Source organism: Kribbella sp. HUAS MG21, from assembly GCF_040254265.1.
GTDB lineage: Bacteria > Actinomycetota > Actinomycetes > Propionibacteriales > Kribbellaceae > Kribbella.
Window position 1 is genome coordinate 1,930,195 of sequence record NZ_CP158165.1, and the last position, 16,654, is coordinate 1,946,848.

Below are 16,654 nucleotides of genomic sequence, written 5' to 3' on the forward strand. Positions count from 1 at the left end.
GCGACTACTGAGCCCGCCGGCGGCGCTTCTCGGCGTACATCCGCCGGTCCGCCTCGGTCAGCAACTCGGCCACCGGCGTACCGTCCGTGCTGCTCGCCTGCCCTACACTCAGCCGCAGCAACGCGAACCAAGGCTCCTCCGCCCGCGCCGCCTCCCGGTCCGCGGCGCTCTTGATCCGCTCGACCAACTCCGGCGCGCCACGCTCGTCCGGATTGTCCAGTACGACGACGAACTCGTCCCCGCCCGCCCGCGCCACCACGTCCTCCGCCCGGCACTGCTCGGTCAGCAACGACCCGACACGCCGCAGGACCTCGTCACCGCTCGCGTGCCCGAAGCTGTCGTTGATGACCTTCAGGTTGTCCACGTCGATCGCGACCACCGCGATCGACCGCCCCGCGTCGTGCGCCACCGACATCCGCTCGTCCAACGCGCGCCGATTACCCACGCCGGTCAGCGGATCCTCGCGGGCGGCGCGCCACTCGGCGTCGTGCCGGATCGAGAGTTCGTGGTTCGCCAGCGCGGTCCGTACGGCGTACAGGCCGCGCAACCGCTCCGCCCACCACGCCCGGCTGATCGCCCGCGCGTACTGCAGCCCGGTCACCGCCCCGACGTCCCCGCTCGCGGCGAGGACCTGGACGAGGGTGTGCCGGACCAGCGCCTCCACCGGCGGGTCCGACGTCAGCGGCAGGTCGCTCGCCGCGCGGTCGGCGGCCTCCGTCGCGTCACCGGTGCGGCCGAGCGTCAGGTAGGCCTTGGCGAGGTACGTACCCGCGATCGCGGCGAGTTCGAGATCGCCCAGCTTCGCGAGCTGGTCCCGGCAGTCCTTGAGGATCACGACCGCCTCGCCCGCGTCCGCGTCGTCGTTGCTCGCCGCGAGCCACAGCCGCCCGGCCATCGGCCAGTACCCGAGCAGGTCCGCCGCGACGATCACCTCGACCGCCTCGCCGGCCCAGCGATGCGCGGCGCGGCGCCGCTCCTTGATCTCCTCGTCGTACGACGGATCGCCCAGCCGCTCGAGGTCGTGCGCCCAGCGCAGGTTCGACTCGGCGAGGTTCAGCCGGGTGATGGCCGGCGACTCGGGCAGGCCGAGCGGGTCGTGGTCGCCCTCGGCGGCGAGCTCGAAGTGCGGGATGCACAGCTCGTACAGCCGGAGCAGGTCGTACGCGTAGCCGAGCCCGGTGTGCGCCCAGCCGGCCAGGTCGAGGTCCCTGGTGCGGGACAGCGCGTTCTCCGCGGCGACCAGGTCCGCGACCGAGTCGCCGCCTTCACCGGTGCGGATCAGTGTGACGATGCGGAGTGCGATCGCGTTCGACTCCCAGCCCGGCTCGTCGATCGCGCGCGCGACCCGGATGCAGCCGTCGACGGCGTCGAGCGCCTCGACCGCGTCGGTGGCGTGATGCGCCGCGACGGCCCGCACGTACTCCGCGGCGGCTCGCTCGTGGCTGGGCTCCGGCGCCAGCTCGGCGAGCACCTGGCTGATCTCGCGCATCGCCTCGGGCGCGTTGCCCGACTGGGCCCGCGTCATCGCCGCCGCGATCCGCGCCGTCACCCCCGACCTCTCCCGCACCACACCTCCCCCGTCCTCATCTCGTGCGACGCTTGTCCGCGTACAGGCGGCGGTCCGCCTGCGGGACCAGCTGTTCCACACCGAGTCCCTCGGCCGTCGCGGCGTACCCGAGGCTCAGCCCGAGCCGGCGCAGCCACGGCTTGTCCGTCGTCGCCGCGATCGCGTCCACCGCCACGCGGATCCGCTCGGCCAGCTGGGCACCGCCCTTGGCGTCGGGCTGGTCGAGCACCACGAAGAACTCGTCGCCACCCGATCGAATCACGGCATCGGTCGCGCGCGCTTGTTCTACCAGCAGATTTGCCACAACCTGCAGCAATTCGTCACCGCGCGCGTGCCCGAACGTGTCGTTGACGAGCTTCAGGTCGTCGACGTCGATCGCCAGCAGGGTCACCGCGCGGCCGGAGTCCCGCGCCGCGGTCAGCCGCTCGTCCAGCGCGCGCCGGTTGCCCACGCCGGTCAGCGGATCCTGCCGCGCGGCGTGCCACTCGGCGTCGTGCCGGGCCGGGAGGTCGTGCGCGGTCAGGGCATGCCGTACGGCGTTCAGCGCGCGCTGCCGCTCCTTCCACCAGCCGCGGGCGACCGCGCGTGCGTAGGCCAGGCCGGCGACCGGTCCCGGGGTACCGTCGAGCGCGTCGATCTCCGTGCGGGTCTGCAGCACCAGGATGTGGGTCGATGGGTCGGCCAACGGAATCAGGTCGTCGGCGGCGCGGTCCGCGGCGGCCTTCGCCTCGTCGGGTTTGCCCTGCGCGCGCAGGGCTCTCGCGAGGTACGCGCCGGCGATCGCGAGCCGCTCGGTCTCGCCCAGCTTGCTGATCCGGTCGCGGATCTCGGTCAGGTCGGCGACCGCTCGGGCCGGATCCTCGCCTGTGGCGGCCGCGGCGATCCACAGCCGGGCGCTGAGTTTCCAGAACTCCTGCGTCTCGTCGTCGACGACCACCCGCTCGGCCTCGCGAGCCCAGTACGCCGCGGACGCCAGACGGTCCTCGATCTCCTGGGTGTACAAGGGATCTCCGAGGCGTTCGAGCTCGTGGGCCCAGCGCAGGTACGTCTCCGCGAGGTTGAGCCGGTCGATCGCCGGCGACTCCGCCAGCTCGAACACCTCGTCGTCGAGTTGGATCGCGAGCTCGTAATGCGGAATGCAGAGTTCGAAAAGCCGCAGTACGTCGTACGCGTAGCCGAGGCCGGTGTGCGCCCAGGCGATCAGGCCGGGGTCCTTGGTCCGGCTCAGCGCCGACTCGGCGGCGACGAGGTCGTTGACCGTGTCGCCGCCGCGGCCGCTGCGAGCGAGGTTGATGATGCGGATCGGGAGCGCGTTCGCCTCCCAGCCCGGCTCGTCGATGGCGCGGGCGATCTCGAGACAGGCGTCGACCGCCCGCAGCGCCTCGTCCGCGTCACTGGCGTGGTGCGCGGTCACACCCCGGACGTACTCGACGGCGGCTGCCGTGTAGCTGGGCACCCCGCCGAGCTCGGCGCGGATCGCCTCGATCTCGGCCGCCGCACTCGCGTGCCCACCGGACTGGGCCGCGGTCATGGCGGCGGCGATCCGGGCAGTCAGGGCGTCGCCCGCCGCCATCTCGCCAATGCCCATCCCGCCGACGGCCCTTCCCCTGATCCACACCCGCACCTCGGGCCGGACCGCCCATTGTGACCACCCACCCCGCATCCTGTCACGACCCGAACCAGCCAACGACCACCTAGTGCCACCCGTGCCCCACACCGCGTACCGATTTTCAGATCGCTCGGGCCGTGCCTGCGACAGCCTGTGGGGACTGACGATAGGTAATGGCCTATTGCCAGTCCCCAGAGGTTGTTGTCGGTGAGGTCAGCCGACGGCTTCGACGGGGGTGGCGTGGAGGCGGACGGGGAGGGTGTCCACGCCGTACACGAGGGAGAAGTCGCGGAAGCGGAGTTGTTCTTCCGGTACGGCGAGCGCGAGGTCGGGGAACCGGTGCGCGAGCGCGGTGAAGGCGGCGCGGAGTTCCATCCGGGCCAGCTCGGCGCCGACGCAGCGGTGCATGCCGTGACCGAAGGCCAGGTGGGCCGCGGAGACCGTACGGCGGGGGTAGAAGTCCTCGGCGTCCGCGCCGAACACCGCCTTGTCGCGGTCCGCGCCGGACAGCGACACCGCCACCAGGTCGCCCTTCTTCACCGGCTGCCCGAACAGCTCGTGGTCGTGCCGCGCGAACCGCGGGAACGCCACCTGCACGACCGTCAGGTACCGCAGCAGCTCCTCCACGATGCCGTCGACCGCGCCCGGCTCGTTCCGGATCCGCTCGAAGTTCTCCGGGTCGCGGAGCAGCACCAGCGTGCCGAGCGCGAGCATGCTGGCCGACGTCTCGTACCCGCCCAGGAACACCCCGTCGGCGAGCCCACCCAGCTCGACGTCGTCGATGGCGTCGCCCTGGGTGCGGATGATCGACCCGATCAGCCCGTCGCCCGGGTTCGCCCGCTGCTTGCGGACGATCTCGAACAGGAACTCCCGCGACTCCGACGCCGACCCGAACAGGCCGATCCCGCCGCCGGACATGTCGAACCGCGCCGGGCCGAGCGCCCGGAACCGGTCCCGGTCCTGCTCCTCGACGCCGAGCAGGTCCGCGATCAGCAGGAACGGCACGTTGAACGCGAAGTCCGCCACCACGTCGGCGACCGGCCCCTTGGCCTCCATCAGGTCCAGCTGGTCGTTGACGATCTTCTCGATCGCCGGCTCGAGCCGCGCGAGCTTCCGCTTGGTGAACTCCGGCGTCAGCAGCTTGCGCAGCCGGGTGTGGTCCGGCGGGTCGGTGAACCCGAGACCGCCGATGCCCTCGGACGGCTTGTTCGGGTCGGACCCGACCAGCGGCCGGATGTCGTGGCTGTAGTCCTCCTCGTTGGACAGCACGTACTTCGCCTCGGCATGTCCGCTCACGACCCAGATGTTCAGCCCGAACAGGTGCGCCAGCTTGTGCACCGGTTCCGTCTCGCGGACCGCCCCCAGCTCCGGCACCGGGTCCACCCCGTCCCGCCGCAACGGCATCGAGACCGAGCTCGGGAACATCCGCATCTTCGACAGATCAAGACCACCCTTCCGGGTGGTCCTGTTGAGGATCCGGCTGCCGACCCAACGCTTCAGGTATGTCGCAACCATGACTTGTTCGCGCCCTCTCTCGACTGCGCCCCGACGGCTGTCGTCTCTTCAAAAACTAACGTCGCCGGGGACCAGATCTGATGGTGTTGGCACTACTCCGGTAGTGGCGTTGGCACCACCATGGGAGGGGGCCATGGCCTGCCAGCAGAGACCTTGTCATGGACGGCGCCTCCACTGCCACCTGAATCCACCTGTACTGCGCCCTGGAAGGCGACATGCCGTTGCTCAGGGACGATTCAGGGGAAGTCGAGACGAAAGTCGGATGCGTCCTACGCCGTCAGGTAGTTGCCACCGCGCGGACCTCAGAGCCAGTACGGCGTGACGACCCGGAACACGTCCAGGAGCCGCGCCTTGAGCGGCTCGCGGTGCGGGATCGGTGTGAGGTGTTTCGCCGGCCCGACCCGCAGGCCGTAGTCGGCGAGCACGTACAGCGCCCGCAGCGTCCGGACGGTGTTGGTCACCTCCGGCGTGATGCCCTCGACCGGCGGGTTCGCGAGCGCGCGCAGCGCCGGATCGAGCCACTCGACCGCGTCCGCCTCGGTCAGGTCGGCGCGGGTCAGCGTCGCCGCCAGCGCGTACCCGAGCCGGTCGTCCTCCATGTCCCGCAGCACGTACGACGTCGGCGTCAGCAGCCGACCGATCCCGAGCCGGAGCATCTGGACCGGCTCCACCGCCGGGTGCAGCCCGAGCGCGCCGAGCAGATCCGCCCCGTGCGCCACCGCGTGCAGCCAGCCGAGTTTCTCGTCGTACCCGCGGAGGTCCTCTTCCCCGACGTACCAGCGCTCGAACGGCGGCACCCAGGCCGGCTCGAAGACGCCGGCGGACACGATCGCGTCCAGGATCAACGGCACGAACGTCCGCGCCTGGATCTCCGGGTCGCCGAACCGCGGCACCAACTCGTCGCCGAGCGCCCGCAGCTCGCCCTCCGCCAGCACACCCCGCCCGATCCAGGTCGCGAGCGTCGAGTACGCCTGCCGATCCCGCACGACCGGATCCGGCGACCGCAGCATCCCCACCAGCTCAGCCACCAACTCGTCCACAGACCGTCCTTCAGGGACTGCGAACCCGCTGTCGCGCACCTGCGCCCAATCGGTCATGCGCGGCACCGTAGACGGTTGACGGGGCAGCCGCCAGGGGGTGCCCGGCAGGAGAAACGGCCCGTGGTTCATCCGGAGACCGGATGTACCACGGGCCGTCGCGGCCAGGACCCCTCAGCCCGGCCGGGCTCCCTGCCCCGGTCAGGGCCCCTCAACACCGACCGGGGTGGTCCACACGCGCACGCCGTCAGGCGTCGCGCTTGCTCGCCGACAGCAGCGCGATGGTCATCAGCGCGGCCGCCCAGCCGGCGAAGTACAGCAGCGCGCCCCACGGGCCGAACGCGAAGTTGGTACCGGCCGCCTCGGCGCCGGCCAGGCCCGGGTCCTGCCCCTGGTTCAGGAACGAGCTGCCGTTCACGAACGGCGCCCACTTGTTCAGGTCGTCGCCGACCTTCGGGATCAGCAGCACCAGGTTCTCGACCAGCAGCGGCCAGAGGATCAGGATCGCGATCGCGCCGGCGCTCTGCCGGATCAGGATGCCGACCGCCACCGCGAACACGGCGGAGATCGAGAAGATCAGGCCCTGCCCGGCCAGCAGCCGCCACTCGGCGCCGGTGTCGATCGCCAGGTCGGCGTTGCTCGCGAACAGGCTCCCGATCCCCCAGGCGCCGAAGGACGCGATCAGGCCGACGAGGCCGGCCAGGAACGCGACGACCGCGGTCTTGCCGAGCAGCAGCGCGGCCCGCTGCGGCACGGCCTGGAAGCTGGTCCGGATGGTGCTGAACCGGTACTCCGTGGTGACCGCCAGCGCGGCCATCACCATCATCACCATCTGGCTGAGCTGCGCGCCCGGCTGGGTGATGAAGATCGTCGCCTGCTGCTCCTCTTCGCCCTTGAGGAACCCGGTGGTCAACGCCGCGAAGCCGACGGTCAGCACGGCCGCGATGACCATGCACCACCACGGCGAGCGGGTGGAGAAGAGCTTGATCCGCTCGACAGTGATCACCGACATGTCAGTTGTCCTCCTTCGGACCCGCCGCCACCTCGGTCGCGCCGGGCGCGTCGAGCTGGGTCACGGCGGCGATCTCCTCGTGCGCGTGGTACTCGACCGAGTCGCCGGTCATCTGCATGAACGCCTGCTCCAGCGAACCGCGCTGCAGCGTCAGCTCGTGCAGCACGATGCCGTGCGCGGCGGCGGCCTCACCGACCTGGTCGGTGGTCAGGTCGCCCTCGACGAACAGCACCTTGCCCTGGTTGTCGACGTCCTCGACGCGGGTGGTCAGCTGCTGCGCGTTCAGTACGCTCGCCAGCTGGTCGAGCTGCGGCGTCCGCACCTTCACCGTCGTCCCGCTGGCGCGGTCGACGAACTCCTGGGTGCTGCTCTGCGCGATCAGCTTGCCGCGGCCGATGACGACCAGTTCCTCGGCGGTGAGCGCCATCTCGGACAGCAGGTGGCTGGACACCAGCACGGTCCGGCCCTCGTCGGCCAGCTTGTGCATGAACGTCCGGATCCAGACGATGCCCTCCGGGTCGAGGCCGTTCACCGGCTCGTCGAAGAGCAGCACTTCCGGGTCACCGAGCAGCGCGCCGGCGATGCCGAGCCGCTGCGACATGCCCAGCGAGTAGGCGCCGGCCCGCTTGTTCGCGACCGACGTCAGGCCGACCATCTCGAGCGCCTTGTCGACCGATGACTTCGGCAACTTGTTGGACGCGGCCATCCAGGCCAGGTGCGACCGCGCGGAGCGGTTCGGGTGCACCCACTTGGCGTCCAGCAGCGCGCCGACCTTGGTCAGCGGCCGGTGCAGGTCCCGGTACCGCTGCCCGTCGATCGTGACCTCGCCGGACGTCGGGGTGTCGAGCCCGAGGATCATCCGCATGGTGGTCGACTTGCCGGCCCCGTTCGGGCCGAGGAAGCCGGTCACCTTGCCGGGTTTCACCTCGAAAGACAGGTTGTCAACGGCAACTGTCGCGCCGTATCGCTTGGTGAGGCCTTTTGCCTCGATCATCGCCGTACTCCTCGTTAGGTGGCGTGAAGTCGTTCCCCGGTCGGGCGGTTCTGTCGTGATGAGATCAGTATCGTGGTCGATGCGGCGCCGGGCATCGGACCTCGGGCGGATCCGGTGTGTCCACCCGTGGGTTGATTCTGCCGTCCGCCCGGCCGCGGCTGCTATCGGTTGAATCCCTGAGCACGACCCCGACGATCCCCCATCCGGGGGGCACGCACATCAGCCGAAAGTCGACGGCCGGCGCTACTTCCGGACATCCGGCCGGCGGTTTATCGCGAAATCAGTCCACCGGTACGCCGTACAGCACGAGGTTCTGGCTGTAGCGCTGTTTCAAGCGATCGTACGAACCGGTGCACGTCACCAGCGCGAGCCGGGGCTTCGCCGCGCCGCGGAACAGGTCGGCGGGCAGGGCGTCCTGGTTGTACGTCCGGCGCGCGACGATCCGGTACCAGTGGTCGTCGCCGTCCCCGTCGGTCACCGCGACCCGGGTACCGACCGGGACCTCCGAGAGCGCCGCGAACACGCCGCGCCCGCGCGCGGTGTCCACGTGGCCGGCCAGCAGTACCGTGCCACCGGCGGCGCCCGGCGCGGCGCCCGCGGCCCACCAGCCGACGTCGGCCTTCGACCGCGGCACCTGCAGTTGGCCGTCGTGGGCAGTCGCGACCGGCGTCACCGTCGCCTCCAGGAACCCGGGCAGCACCAGCTTGACCGGCGGTACGGCGGCCTCGGCGTCGGTGATCGCACCCGCCTCCGGGACATCACCGGTGTTGCCGGGCTGCTTGCCGAACACCATGGCCAGCGCGAGAGCCACCGCCACGACTCCCAGCAAGCGGCGTCGTACCGGGACCTTCTTGCCCACGAGGAGCAGCAGTACGCCGATACCGAGCAGCAGCAGCGCCGCGCGCGTACGGGCCTTCTCCGCGTCGGCGACCTGACCGCCGTCACCTGTCGGTACCGTCGGGGACACCGTCTCGACGCGGCACGGACCGGCGATCATCCGCTGGTTCATCTGGATCACGGGCTTGGCCGCGTTGGCAACCGACTCGACGGCGGGCGAGGCCGCCTTCGGCAGCGGGCCGTCGACCAAGGCCAGGTACTGCCGATGAAGTTGCCGTTGGATGTCGATCCAGGTGGTGTCGTAGCGGGGGGTCCCGGCCCTGGACGCGAGCACGTTGAGCTGCTCACGCTGTCTCGTCGACGGCTCGGTCGCCAGCTTGATCCCGAACCGCCTGGCGACCTCGAGCTCCTGCGCGGCGAGCTTGCGATGGTCACGTTCGATCAAGGCGCCGGCGCGGCGGACGCACGCGGTCTGGCCCTGGGTCTTGGCGGCCTGCGCGGCCGCGATCGTCGTCACGTTGAGCTGGTGCGCGGCGTTCAGGTAGTCGGCGTCGGGCTGCGGCGTCGCGGCGTACGCGGGCTGAACGGCTCCCAGGACTGCACCCAGGACGACCAGCAGCAGGAACGCCGTGATCGCCCGCCGGGGCTGTCGTGGAGACACCGCCACCTCCCTGCGCTCGGACGCGGCCGTACCGACGACAGTAAAGGGGTGCCCGGCCGCGGTCCAGCCGTCGGCGAGTCTGCTGGGACGGCGCCCGGAACGCAGAACGGCCCGCCGGAGATCCGGCGGGCCGTTCCACGGGTTGCCTGTGTCAGGCGGCTGCCTTCGCCTCCGCCGGGGTGTCGGCGATGACCGACTCGCGGCGCTTGGAGACCCAGACCGCCGCGACCAGGATCGCCACCGCGACGACCGCGATGATGATCCGCAGGGCGGTGTTCGGGTTGTCGCCGATCGCCGACATGCCGACGACCGCCGGAGCGATCAGCACCGAGACCAGGTTCATCACCTTGATCAGCGGGTTGATGGCCGGGCCGGCGGTGTCTTTGAACGGGTCGCCGACGGTGTCACCGATGACGGTGGCCTCGTGCGCCGGCGAACCCTTGCCGCCGTGGTTGCCGTCCTCGACCAGCTTCTTCGCGTTGTCCCAGGCGCCACCGGAGTTGGCCAGGAACACCGCCATCAGGGTGCCGGCGCCGATCGCACCGGCCAGGTAGCCGGCCAGCGCCGGGGCGCCGAGGCCGAAGCCGACGGCGATCGGCGCGGTGATCGCGAGCAGACCCGGGGTGGCCAGCTCCCGCAGCGAGTCGCGGGTGCAGATGTCCACGACCTTGCCGTACTCGGGCTTGCCGGTGCCCTCCATGATCCCGGGGATGTCCCGGAACTGGCGCCGGACCTCGTAGACGACCGCACCGGCGGCGCGGCCGACCGCGTTGATCGCCAGACCGGAGAACATGAACACGACCGCGGCGCCGATGATCAGGCCGACCAGCGTGCCCGGGTTGAACACCAGGGCGTCCGCCTCGAACTTGGCGTAGTTCTCCGCCAGCGAGGAGCGGATGGCGTCGGTGTAGGAACCGAACAGCGCGGTCGCGGCCAGCACGGCCGTCGCGATCGCGATGCCCTTGGTGATCGCCTTGGTGGTGTTGCCGACGGCGTCCAGCTCGGTGAGGATCTGGGCCGCCTCACCGTCCACGTCACCGGACATCTCGGCGATGCCCTGGGCGTTGTCGGAGACCGGGCCGAAGGTGTCCATCGCGACGATGACGCCGACAGTGGTCAGCAGGCCGCAGCCGGCGAGCGCGATCGCGAACAGGGCGACCACACCGGTGCCACCCACCAGGAAGGCGCCGTACACGGCCGCCGCGATCACCACGGCGGTGTACACCGCGGACTCGAAGCCCACCGAGATACCGGACAGGATCACCGTGGCGGCACCGGTCAGCGACGACTTGCCGACGTCCTTGACCGGCTTGTCCTCGGTGCCGGTGAAGTAACCGGTCAGGGCCAGGATGACCGCCGCCAGCACGATGCCGATGAGCACCGAGAAGGTCGCGATCAGCCGCGGGTCGCCGTCGTGCGCGGCGATCGCCTCGGTCGCGCCGGTGAGGTCCTTGAAGCTGCTCGGCAGGTAGACGAACGCCGCCACCGCGGACAGCACTCCGGAGATGATCGCCGAGAGGTAGAACGCGCGGTTGATCGTGCGCAGCCCGTTCTCACCGGTCCGTGGCCGGGTCAGGAAGACGCCGATGACCGCGGTGACGGCGCCGATGGCCGGCACGATCAGCGGGAAGATCAGGCCCTGCTCGCCGAACGCGGCCTTGCCCAGGATCAGCGAGGCCACCAGCATCACGGCGTACGACTCGAACAGGTCGGCCGCCATACCGGCGCAGTCACCGACGTTGTCACCGACGTTGTCGGCGATCGTCGCGGCGTTCCGCGGGTCGTCCTCGGGAATGTTCTGCTCGACCTTGCCGACCAGGTCGGCGCCGACGTCGGCGGCCTTGGTGAAGATACCGCCGCCGACCCGCATGAACATCGCGAGCATCGCGGCGCCGAAGCCGAAGCCCTCGAGCACCGTCGGGGCGTCACCCTTGAAGAGCAGTACGACGAGCGCGGCGCCGAACAGGCCGAAGCCGACGGTCGCCATACCAACCGTGCCGCCGGTGCGGAACGCGACCCGCATCGCCGGATTGCGGCCCTCGTCGCGGGCCGCGGCGGCGACCCGGACGTTGGCCCGGGTGGCGAGCCACATGCCCAGGTACCCGATCGCGGCGGAGAATCCCGCACCGATCAGGAAGAAGACCGACCGGAAGATCTTCAGCGTGGTCTCGTTGCCGCCGTCGGTGTGCGCCGGCAGCAGGAACAGCAACAGGAACGCGACCACGGCGAAGATCGACAGCGTCCGGAACTGCCGGTTCAGGTACGCCGAGGCGCCTTCCTGGACCGCGGCGGCGATCGTCTTCATGTTCTCGGTGCCATCGTTCGCGGCAAGCACCTGGCCCCGGAAGACCATCGCAATGGCGACCGCGAGGATCGCGATCACCCCGACGACGATCACCAGTGTGGTGTTGCTCGACGAAAGATCCACCGCTTGTGGAGCAAGCAGCGCGGACATCCGTCCTCCTTGTAGGCAACCCATCCGGGCTTGACGGCCCCCGTCTGCCGCAACCGAAGGGTTGGGGAAATACGACACAGCGCCAGGGGACTGGCGCGGTGGGTTACTCTAACGGGTTCCCGACCAGACCTGACGACAGGGTGGTCTACGCCATACCCGACCGGGACGGCAAGTCCCACGCCGGAACCTGGGCGGGACGGTGACCCAACGTAGTGACGGGGCTACGTTTTCGCTTGTCTGCTTGGCGCCTAGATGGCCGAGGCCACGTCCGGGTGGATGTCGAAGACCTTGGTCAGGCCGGTGATCCGGAAGATCTTCAGCAGCCGTTCCTGGGTGCAGACCAGGGACAGGGATCCGTCGTGGGTGCGCACCCGTTTCAGTCCGCCGACGAGGACGCCGAGGCCGGTGGAGTCCAGGAACTCCACGCGTTCCAGGTCGACGACCAGGTCGTAGACCCCTTCGTCGACGAGCGCGGCGATCTTCTCGCGGAGCTTCGGTGCGGTGTAGACGTCGATCTCCCCCGCGACCTCGATGACGGTCCGCCCGCCCTCGGCGCGCGCGGTCAGCGACAGATCCACTTCGGCCTCCGATCCCGTGCTCTGCCCGATGGTTCACTCGCATGCGCTCGTGAACTGCTGCATTCAACCATGTACGGACCGTGAGTAGACCCGTTGCCGAAAACTCTTTCATCTCGGCCCGGGGAAGTCGATTCCCCTCCGGAAAAAGCCGTGTGCATCCGACCGTGCAGCCGCCTCGTGCATCTCGGCGCTGGGCTGTCCGTGCCAAGGCATAGGCTCGCGGCATGCGTGCAGGTGGTGAGGCGGAGGCTGTCCTGAAACGCCTGGCCGCCGGTCGTGACGAGCGGCTGACGCACGTCGAAGCGGTCCCGCCGCGGCTCGGGAAAACGTGTGATTGGCCACGGTGGGTGCCGTCGGAGGTCCTCGACCAGCTCCGCGACGCCGGGATCACCGCACCCTGGACCCACCAGATCGCGACCGCCGAGGCGGCATACGGCGGGAAGCATGTGGTGGTCGCGACCGGCACGGCCTCGGGCAAGTCGCTCGGGTATCTGCTGCCGGCCTTCGCCACGTTGAGCATCGCGCAGGCCGCGTCGCCGCACCGCCGGACCGCCTCCGTGCTGTACCTGTCGCCGACGAAGGCTCTGGCGCACGACCAGCTCCGGGCCGTCACGTCGTACACCGTGCCCGGGCTGCGCGCGACGACGCTGGACGGGGACTCGGAGCGGACCGAGCGGGACTGGGCGCGGGACCACGCGACGTACGTGCTCAGCAACCCGGACATGCTGCACCGGTCGGTGCTGCCGAACCACCAGCGCTGGGCGCGCTTCCTGGGCTGCCTGCAGTACGTCGTGGTCGACGAGTGCCACCACTACCGGGGCGTGTTCGGTGCGCACGTGGCCGGCGTACTGCGGCGCCTGCGGCGGATCTGCGCGCAGTACGGGGCGCATCCGATCTTCGTGTGCGCCTCGGCGACCGTGGCCGAGCCGGCGCTGTCCGGCGAACGGCTGACCGGGCTGCCGATGGAGGAGGTCACCGACGACGGCTCTCCGCGCGGCGGTGTCGCTTTCGGCCTGTGGGAGCCGCCCCTCACCGCCCTGCGCGGCGAGAACGGCGCGCCGGTACGCCGGTCCGCCACGGCCGAGGTGGCGGACCTTCTCACCGACCTGGTCGTCACAGGTGTCCGCACTGTCGCCTTCGTCCGCTCGCGCCGCGGGGCCGAGACGGTGGCGATGACCGCCCGGGAGAACCTGGCCGAGGTCGACCCGACGCTGATCGACCAGGTGTCGGCCTACCGCGCCGGCTACCTGCCGGAGGAGCGCCGGCGGCTCGAGGGCATGCTGCAGAGCGGTGAGCTCACTGGCGTGGCGGCTACGAACGCCCTCGAGTTGGGCATCGACATCGCCGGGCTGGACGCAGTACTGCTCTCCGGCTGGCCCGGCACGCGCGCCTCGCTCTGGCAGCAGGCCGGACGTGCCGGCCGGGCGGGTGGCGACGCGCTGGCGTTGCTGATCGCCAGGGACGACCCGCTGGACACCTACCTGGTGCGGCATCCGGCGGCGATCTTCGGGCGGCCTGTCGAGGCGACGGTGTTCAACCCGGAGAACCCCTACGTCCTCGGCCCGCAACTGTGCGCGGCGGCGCAGGAGCTGCCGCTGACGACGGACGACTACGAGATCTTCGGCGGTACGACGCCACAGGTGATCGCCCAGCTGGTGCGTCAGGGTGCGCTGCGCGAGCGGCCGCACGGGTGGTTCTGGACGCGCCGGGAGCGGGCCGTCGACGCGATCGACATCCGCTCGGCGGGCGGGAAGACGGTGCAGATCGTGGAGGACCGGACCGGTCGCCTGCTCGGCACGGTCGACGGCGGCTCCGCGCACTCCTCGGTACACGAGGGCGCGGTGTACGTGCACGCCGGCGAGTCCTACCTGGTGCGGTCCCTGGACCTCGAGGAGCACGCCGCGGTCGTCGAGCAGGCGTCGCCGGACTACACGACGTTCGCCCGGGACGTGACCGAGATCAGCATCCTCGCCACCGAGGAGACGTGCAGCTGGGGTACGGCGGAGCTGTCGCGCGGCTGGGTCCAGGTGACCAGCCAGGTGATCTCGTACCAGCGCAAGCTGATCGCGACGGGCGACGTGCTCGACGAGCAGCCGCTGGACCTGCCGGAGCGGACCCTGCGGACGAAGGCGGTCTGGTGGACGGTGCCCGACTCCGTCGTCGAGGGACTCGGGCTGGCCGACGTACCGGGCGCCGCGCACGCCGCCGAGCACGCGTCGATCGGACTGCTGCCGCTGTTCGCCACCTGCGACCGGTGGGACATCGGCGGCGTTTCGACGGCCCGGCACGCGGACACCGGTCGCCTGACCGTCTTCGTGTACGACGGCCACCCGGGCGGTGCCGGCTTCGCCGAACACGGCTACGCCGCCGCGCGCGAGTGGTTGACCGCGACACGCGAGGCGATTGCACACTGTGAATGCACGGATGGATGCCCGTCGTGCGTACAGTCGCCCAAGTGTGGGAACCAGAACAACCCACTCGACAAGAGCGGCGCGGTGGCGCTGCTCTCCGCACTCCTGAGTAGTGAGGCCTGAAGGGCCGGCGCCGGTCGCCGGCAGAGAGGCAGGTCGTCATGGCCGTTCTCGGAATCGTCCTCATCGTCCTGGCCGTGTTGTTCGGACTGGGCGTCTCGGTGTCATCGTCCGCATCCACCACGCTCGAGTTCTTCGGCGTCGACTTCGGTGTCTCGGTGCCGACGGTGTACTTCCTCGGCGCGATCACCGGTGCCGCGCTGGTGGCCGGTCTCTGGCTGCTGAAGAAGGGCCTCGGCCGCGGGCTGCGGCGACGCAAGGAGATGCGCGAACTGCGCGCCAAGGTCACGGAGGGTGAGGAGACCCCGGAGGTCGCCACGGACCGCGACGAGACTCAGACCCGGCCTGGGGCTGCGCTGCCCGACGAGACCCGGCCCGAGGAGCGGCCGGCGCTCGGCGAACGCCGTACCGACAATCCGTCGGAGACCCACCAGCCGCACTGACCAACACCGTTGCCCAGGGCATCGAGAAACTCCCGGAATCGCTCGCGTTGCTGTAAGATCTCAGAATCCTCACAGCCTCCGCACAGCGGTCGCACGGCGACCCGGCGAGTCGGTTTCGATGCCCTGCGCAACGACGCAGCCCTGGCAGTTAGTTGCCAATGGCATCAAGTTTCGCGAGATCGGCATAACCTCCGCGGTCCGTCCTGTGCATTACTTGTTGTGGCGTCAACGTCGCGCTGAGTCACTGCCGGCGGACCGGCTCGCGCCACGGGGTCCCGACGACCTGACGCCGTGAGATCGCACGACCTCTGGAGGTTGTCTTGATCATCCGAAAGCTGTTCAGCCGCACCGGAGTGGTGGTGCTCGCGGTCAGCGTCGCGATCGCCACCGCGATTCCGGCGCAGGCCGCGAACCCGGAGCCCAGCCGTTCCGCGGCGGCGCCCGGCGTCACGGTCGGCGTGGCACAACAGATCGCCACCCGCGCCGACACCCGCTACTGCCTGACGTTCGTCGCGGCCGAGAAGGTCCCGATGGCGGTCATGATGGCGTGCGCCCCCGGCAAGGAGGGCAAGACCCAGGAGTGGATCTACACCGAGGCCGGCCAGCTGCAGGTCGCGATGAGCAAGAGCGTCGGTGGCGCCCTTGCCACGACCGGTGCCTGCCTGGACAGCGGTGCTGACCTGGCCAAGGTGCCGGCCTCCGCGCCACTGCTGGTGCTGCCGTGCCGTAGCGGCGACGGGCAGAAGTGGAACTACGACGAGGACAGCGGCACGTTCGTGAACGCGGCCAGCGGCCTCGCCCTGACGTCGCTGCTTGGCAAGGGGAAGGCCAAGCAGGCGCAACCGACCGGCAGCATGAGCACAGCCGGTACGCCGGTCCAGGGCTGGAGCGGTCTCCCGGTCCCGAGCCTGGACATCCTGGGTGCGGTGCTGGCACTGGTGAACGCGCTGCTGGCATCGCTGGGCCTGGCGCTGCCCCTGCCGATCGCGGGCGCGGCGGCCAGTCTGCTGTCGCTGATCAGGCCACAGGTCCCGGTCCCGGCGCAGATGACGGTCCTGCCGAAGCAGATGATGCAGCTGGCCCAGAGCTGAACGGAGGAGGACTCAAGGCCCCCGAGCCAACGAGAGGACGGCCGGCCCCGACATCGTCGGGGCCGGCCGTTTCTCTTCTCTGACCTTTCCGGGATGCCCGCTGCTTGCGCGTCAGCGGGAGCCCTGGGTGGTCACCGGCCGGTTACCACCAGCACCAGTGATGGCAGTGATGAAGCAGGCTGTCGAGAAGGCAACCAACTCCGTGCAGCAGGTCCATGGCGTTCACCTCCGATCCACTGAAGCGGTCGGCAAGACAGTAGCTCCGGGTCTCACGATCTGTATCTAGTCCGCTACTGCTTGCTACGGAACCTTGAGCATCCTTTA

Annotated in this window: 12 protein-coding genes; 3 read left to right on the plus strand and 9 right to left on the minus strand. The window is 70.2% G+C overall.

Annotated features, from left to right (window positions below; translation table 11 throughout):
• Positions 1–4: 4 nt before the first annotated feature.
• The 9 genes from ABN611_RS09190 to ABN611_RS09230 form a co-directional block, all read right to left on the minus strand.
• The gene (locus ABN611_RS09190) at positions 5–1,567 is read right to left on the minus strand and encodes a GGDEF domain-containing protein (RefSeq protein WP_350279383.1); all 1,563 of its coding nucleotides are present in this window, start codon (positions 1,565–1,567) and stop codon (positions 5–7) included.
• 16 nt (positions 1,568–1,583) lie between these two features.
• Positions 1,584–3,155: a GGDEF domain-containing protein gene (locus tag ABN611_RS09195; RefSeq protein ID WP_350279384.1), complete on the minus strand. Its 1,572-nt coding sequence runs from the start codon at positions 3,153–3,155 to the stop codon at positions 1,584–1,586.
• Positions 3,156–3,389: 234 nt separating this feature from the next.
• Complete coding sequence (locus ABN611_RS09200) at positions 3,390–4,691, minus strand: cytochrome P450 (protein ID WP_350279385.1); 1,302 nt, start codon at positions 4,689–4,691, stop codon at positions 3,390–3,392.
• A gap of 302 nt (positions 4,692–4,993) precedes the next feature.
• The gene (locus ABN611_RS09205; protein WP_350279386.1) at positions 4,994–5,788 is read right to left on the minus strand and encodes a DUF2785 domain-containing protein; all 795 of its coding nucleotides are present in this window, start codon (positions 5,786–5,788) and stop codon (positions 4,994–4,996) included.
• A 187-nt stretch (positions 5,789–5,975) separates the two neighbouring features.
• Positions 5,976–6,740 carry a hypothetical protein gene (locus ABN611_RS09210; protein WP_350279387.1) on the minus strand — a complete coding sequence of 255 codons (765 nt, stop codon included), beginning with the start codon at positions 6,738–6,740 and terminating at the stop codon, positions 5,976–5,978.
• Position 6,741: 1 nt separating this feature from the next.
• Positions 6,742–7,734 carry an ABC transporter ATP-binding protein gene (locus ABN611_RS09215; protein ID WP_350279388.1) on the minus strand — a complete coding sequence of 331 codons (993 nt, stop codon included), beginning with the start codon at positions 7,732–7,734 and terminating at the stop codon, positions 6,742–6,744.
• A gap of 280 nt (positions 7,735–8,014) precedes the next feature.
• Positions 8,015–9,232 (minus strand): DUF4142 domain-containing protein, encoded by a 1,218-nt coding sequence (locus tag ABN611_RS09220; RefSeq protein ID WP_350279389.1) that lies wholly within the window; start codon positions 9,230–9,232, stop codon positions 8,015–8,017.
• A gap of 151 nt (positions 9,233–9,383) precedes the next feature.
• On the minus strand, positions 9,384–11,687 hold the full coding sequence (locus tag ABN611_RS09225; RefSeq protein ID WP_350279390.1) for a sodium-translocating pyrophosphatase: 2,304 nt from the start codon (positions 11,685–11,687) through the stop codon (positions 9,384–9,386).
• Positions 11,688–11,935: 248 nt separating this feature from the next.
• The gene (locus tag ABN611_RS09230; RefSeq protein WP_350279391.1) at positions 11,936–12,265 is read right to left on the minus strand and encodes an STAS domain-containing protein; all 330 of its coding nucleotides are present in this window, start codon (positions 12,263–12,265) and stop codon (positions 11,936–11,938) included.
• Between the two features lie 224 nt (positions 12,266–12,489).
• Here ABN611_RS09230 and ABN611_RS09235 point away from each other — a divergent pair, with 224 nt between their 5' ends.
• From ABN611_RS09235 to ABN611_RS09245, 3 genes are all read left to right on the plus strand, one after another.
• Complete coding sequence (locus ABN611_RS09235; protein ID WP_350279392.1) at positions 12,490–14,799, plus strand: DEAD/DEAH box helicase; 2,310 nt, start codon at positions 12,490–12,492, stop codon at positions 14,797–14,799.
• Between the two features lie 38 nt (positions 14,800–14,837).
• The gene (locus tag ABN611_RS09240; RefSeq protein ID WP_350279393.1) at positions 14,838–15,239 is read left to right on the plus strand and encodes a hypothetical protein; all 402 of its coding nucleotides are present in this window, start codon (positions 14,838–14,840) and stop codon (positions 15,237–15,239) included.
• A 320-nt stretch (positions 15,240–15,559) separates the two neighbouring features.
• A complete protein-coding gene (locus tag ABN611_RS09245; RefSeq protein ID WP_350279394.1) occupies positions 15,560–16,330 on the plus strand; it encodes a ricin-type beta-trefoil lectin domain protein in 771 nt (256 codons plus the stop codon).
• Positions 16,331–16,654 lie beyond the last annotated feature (324 nt).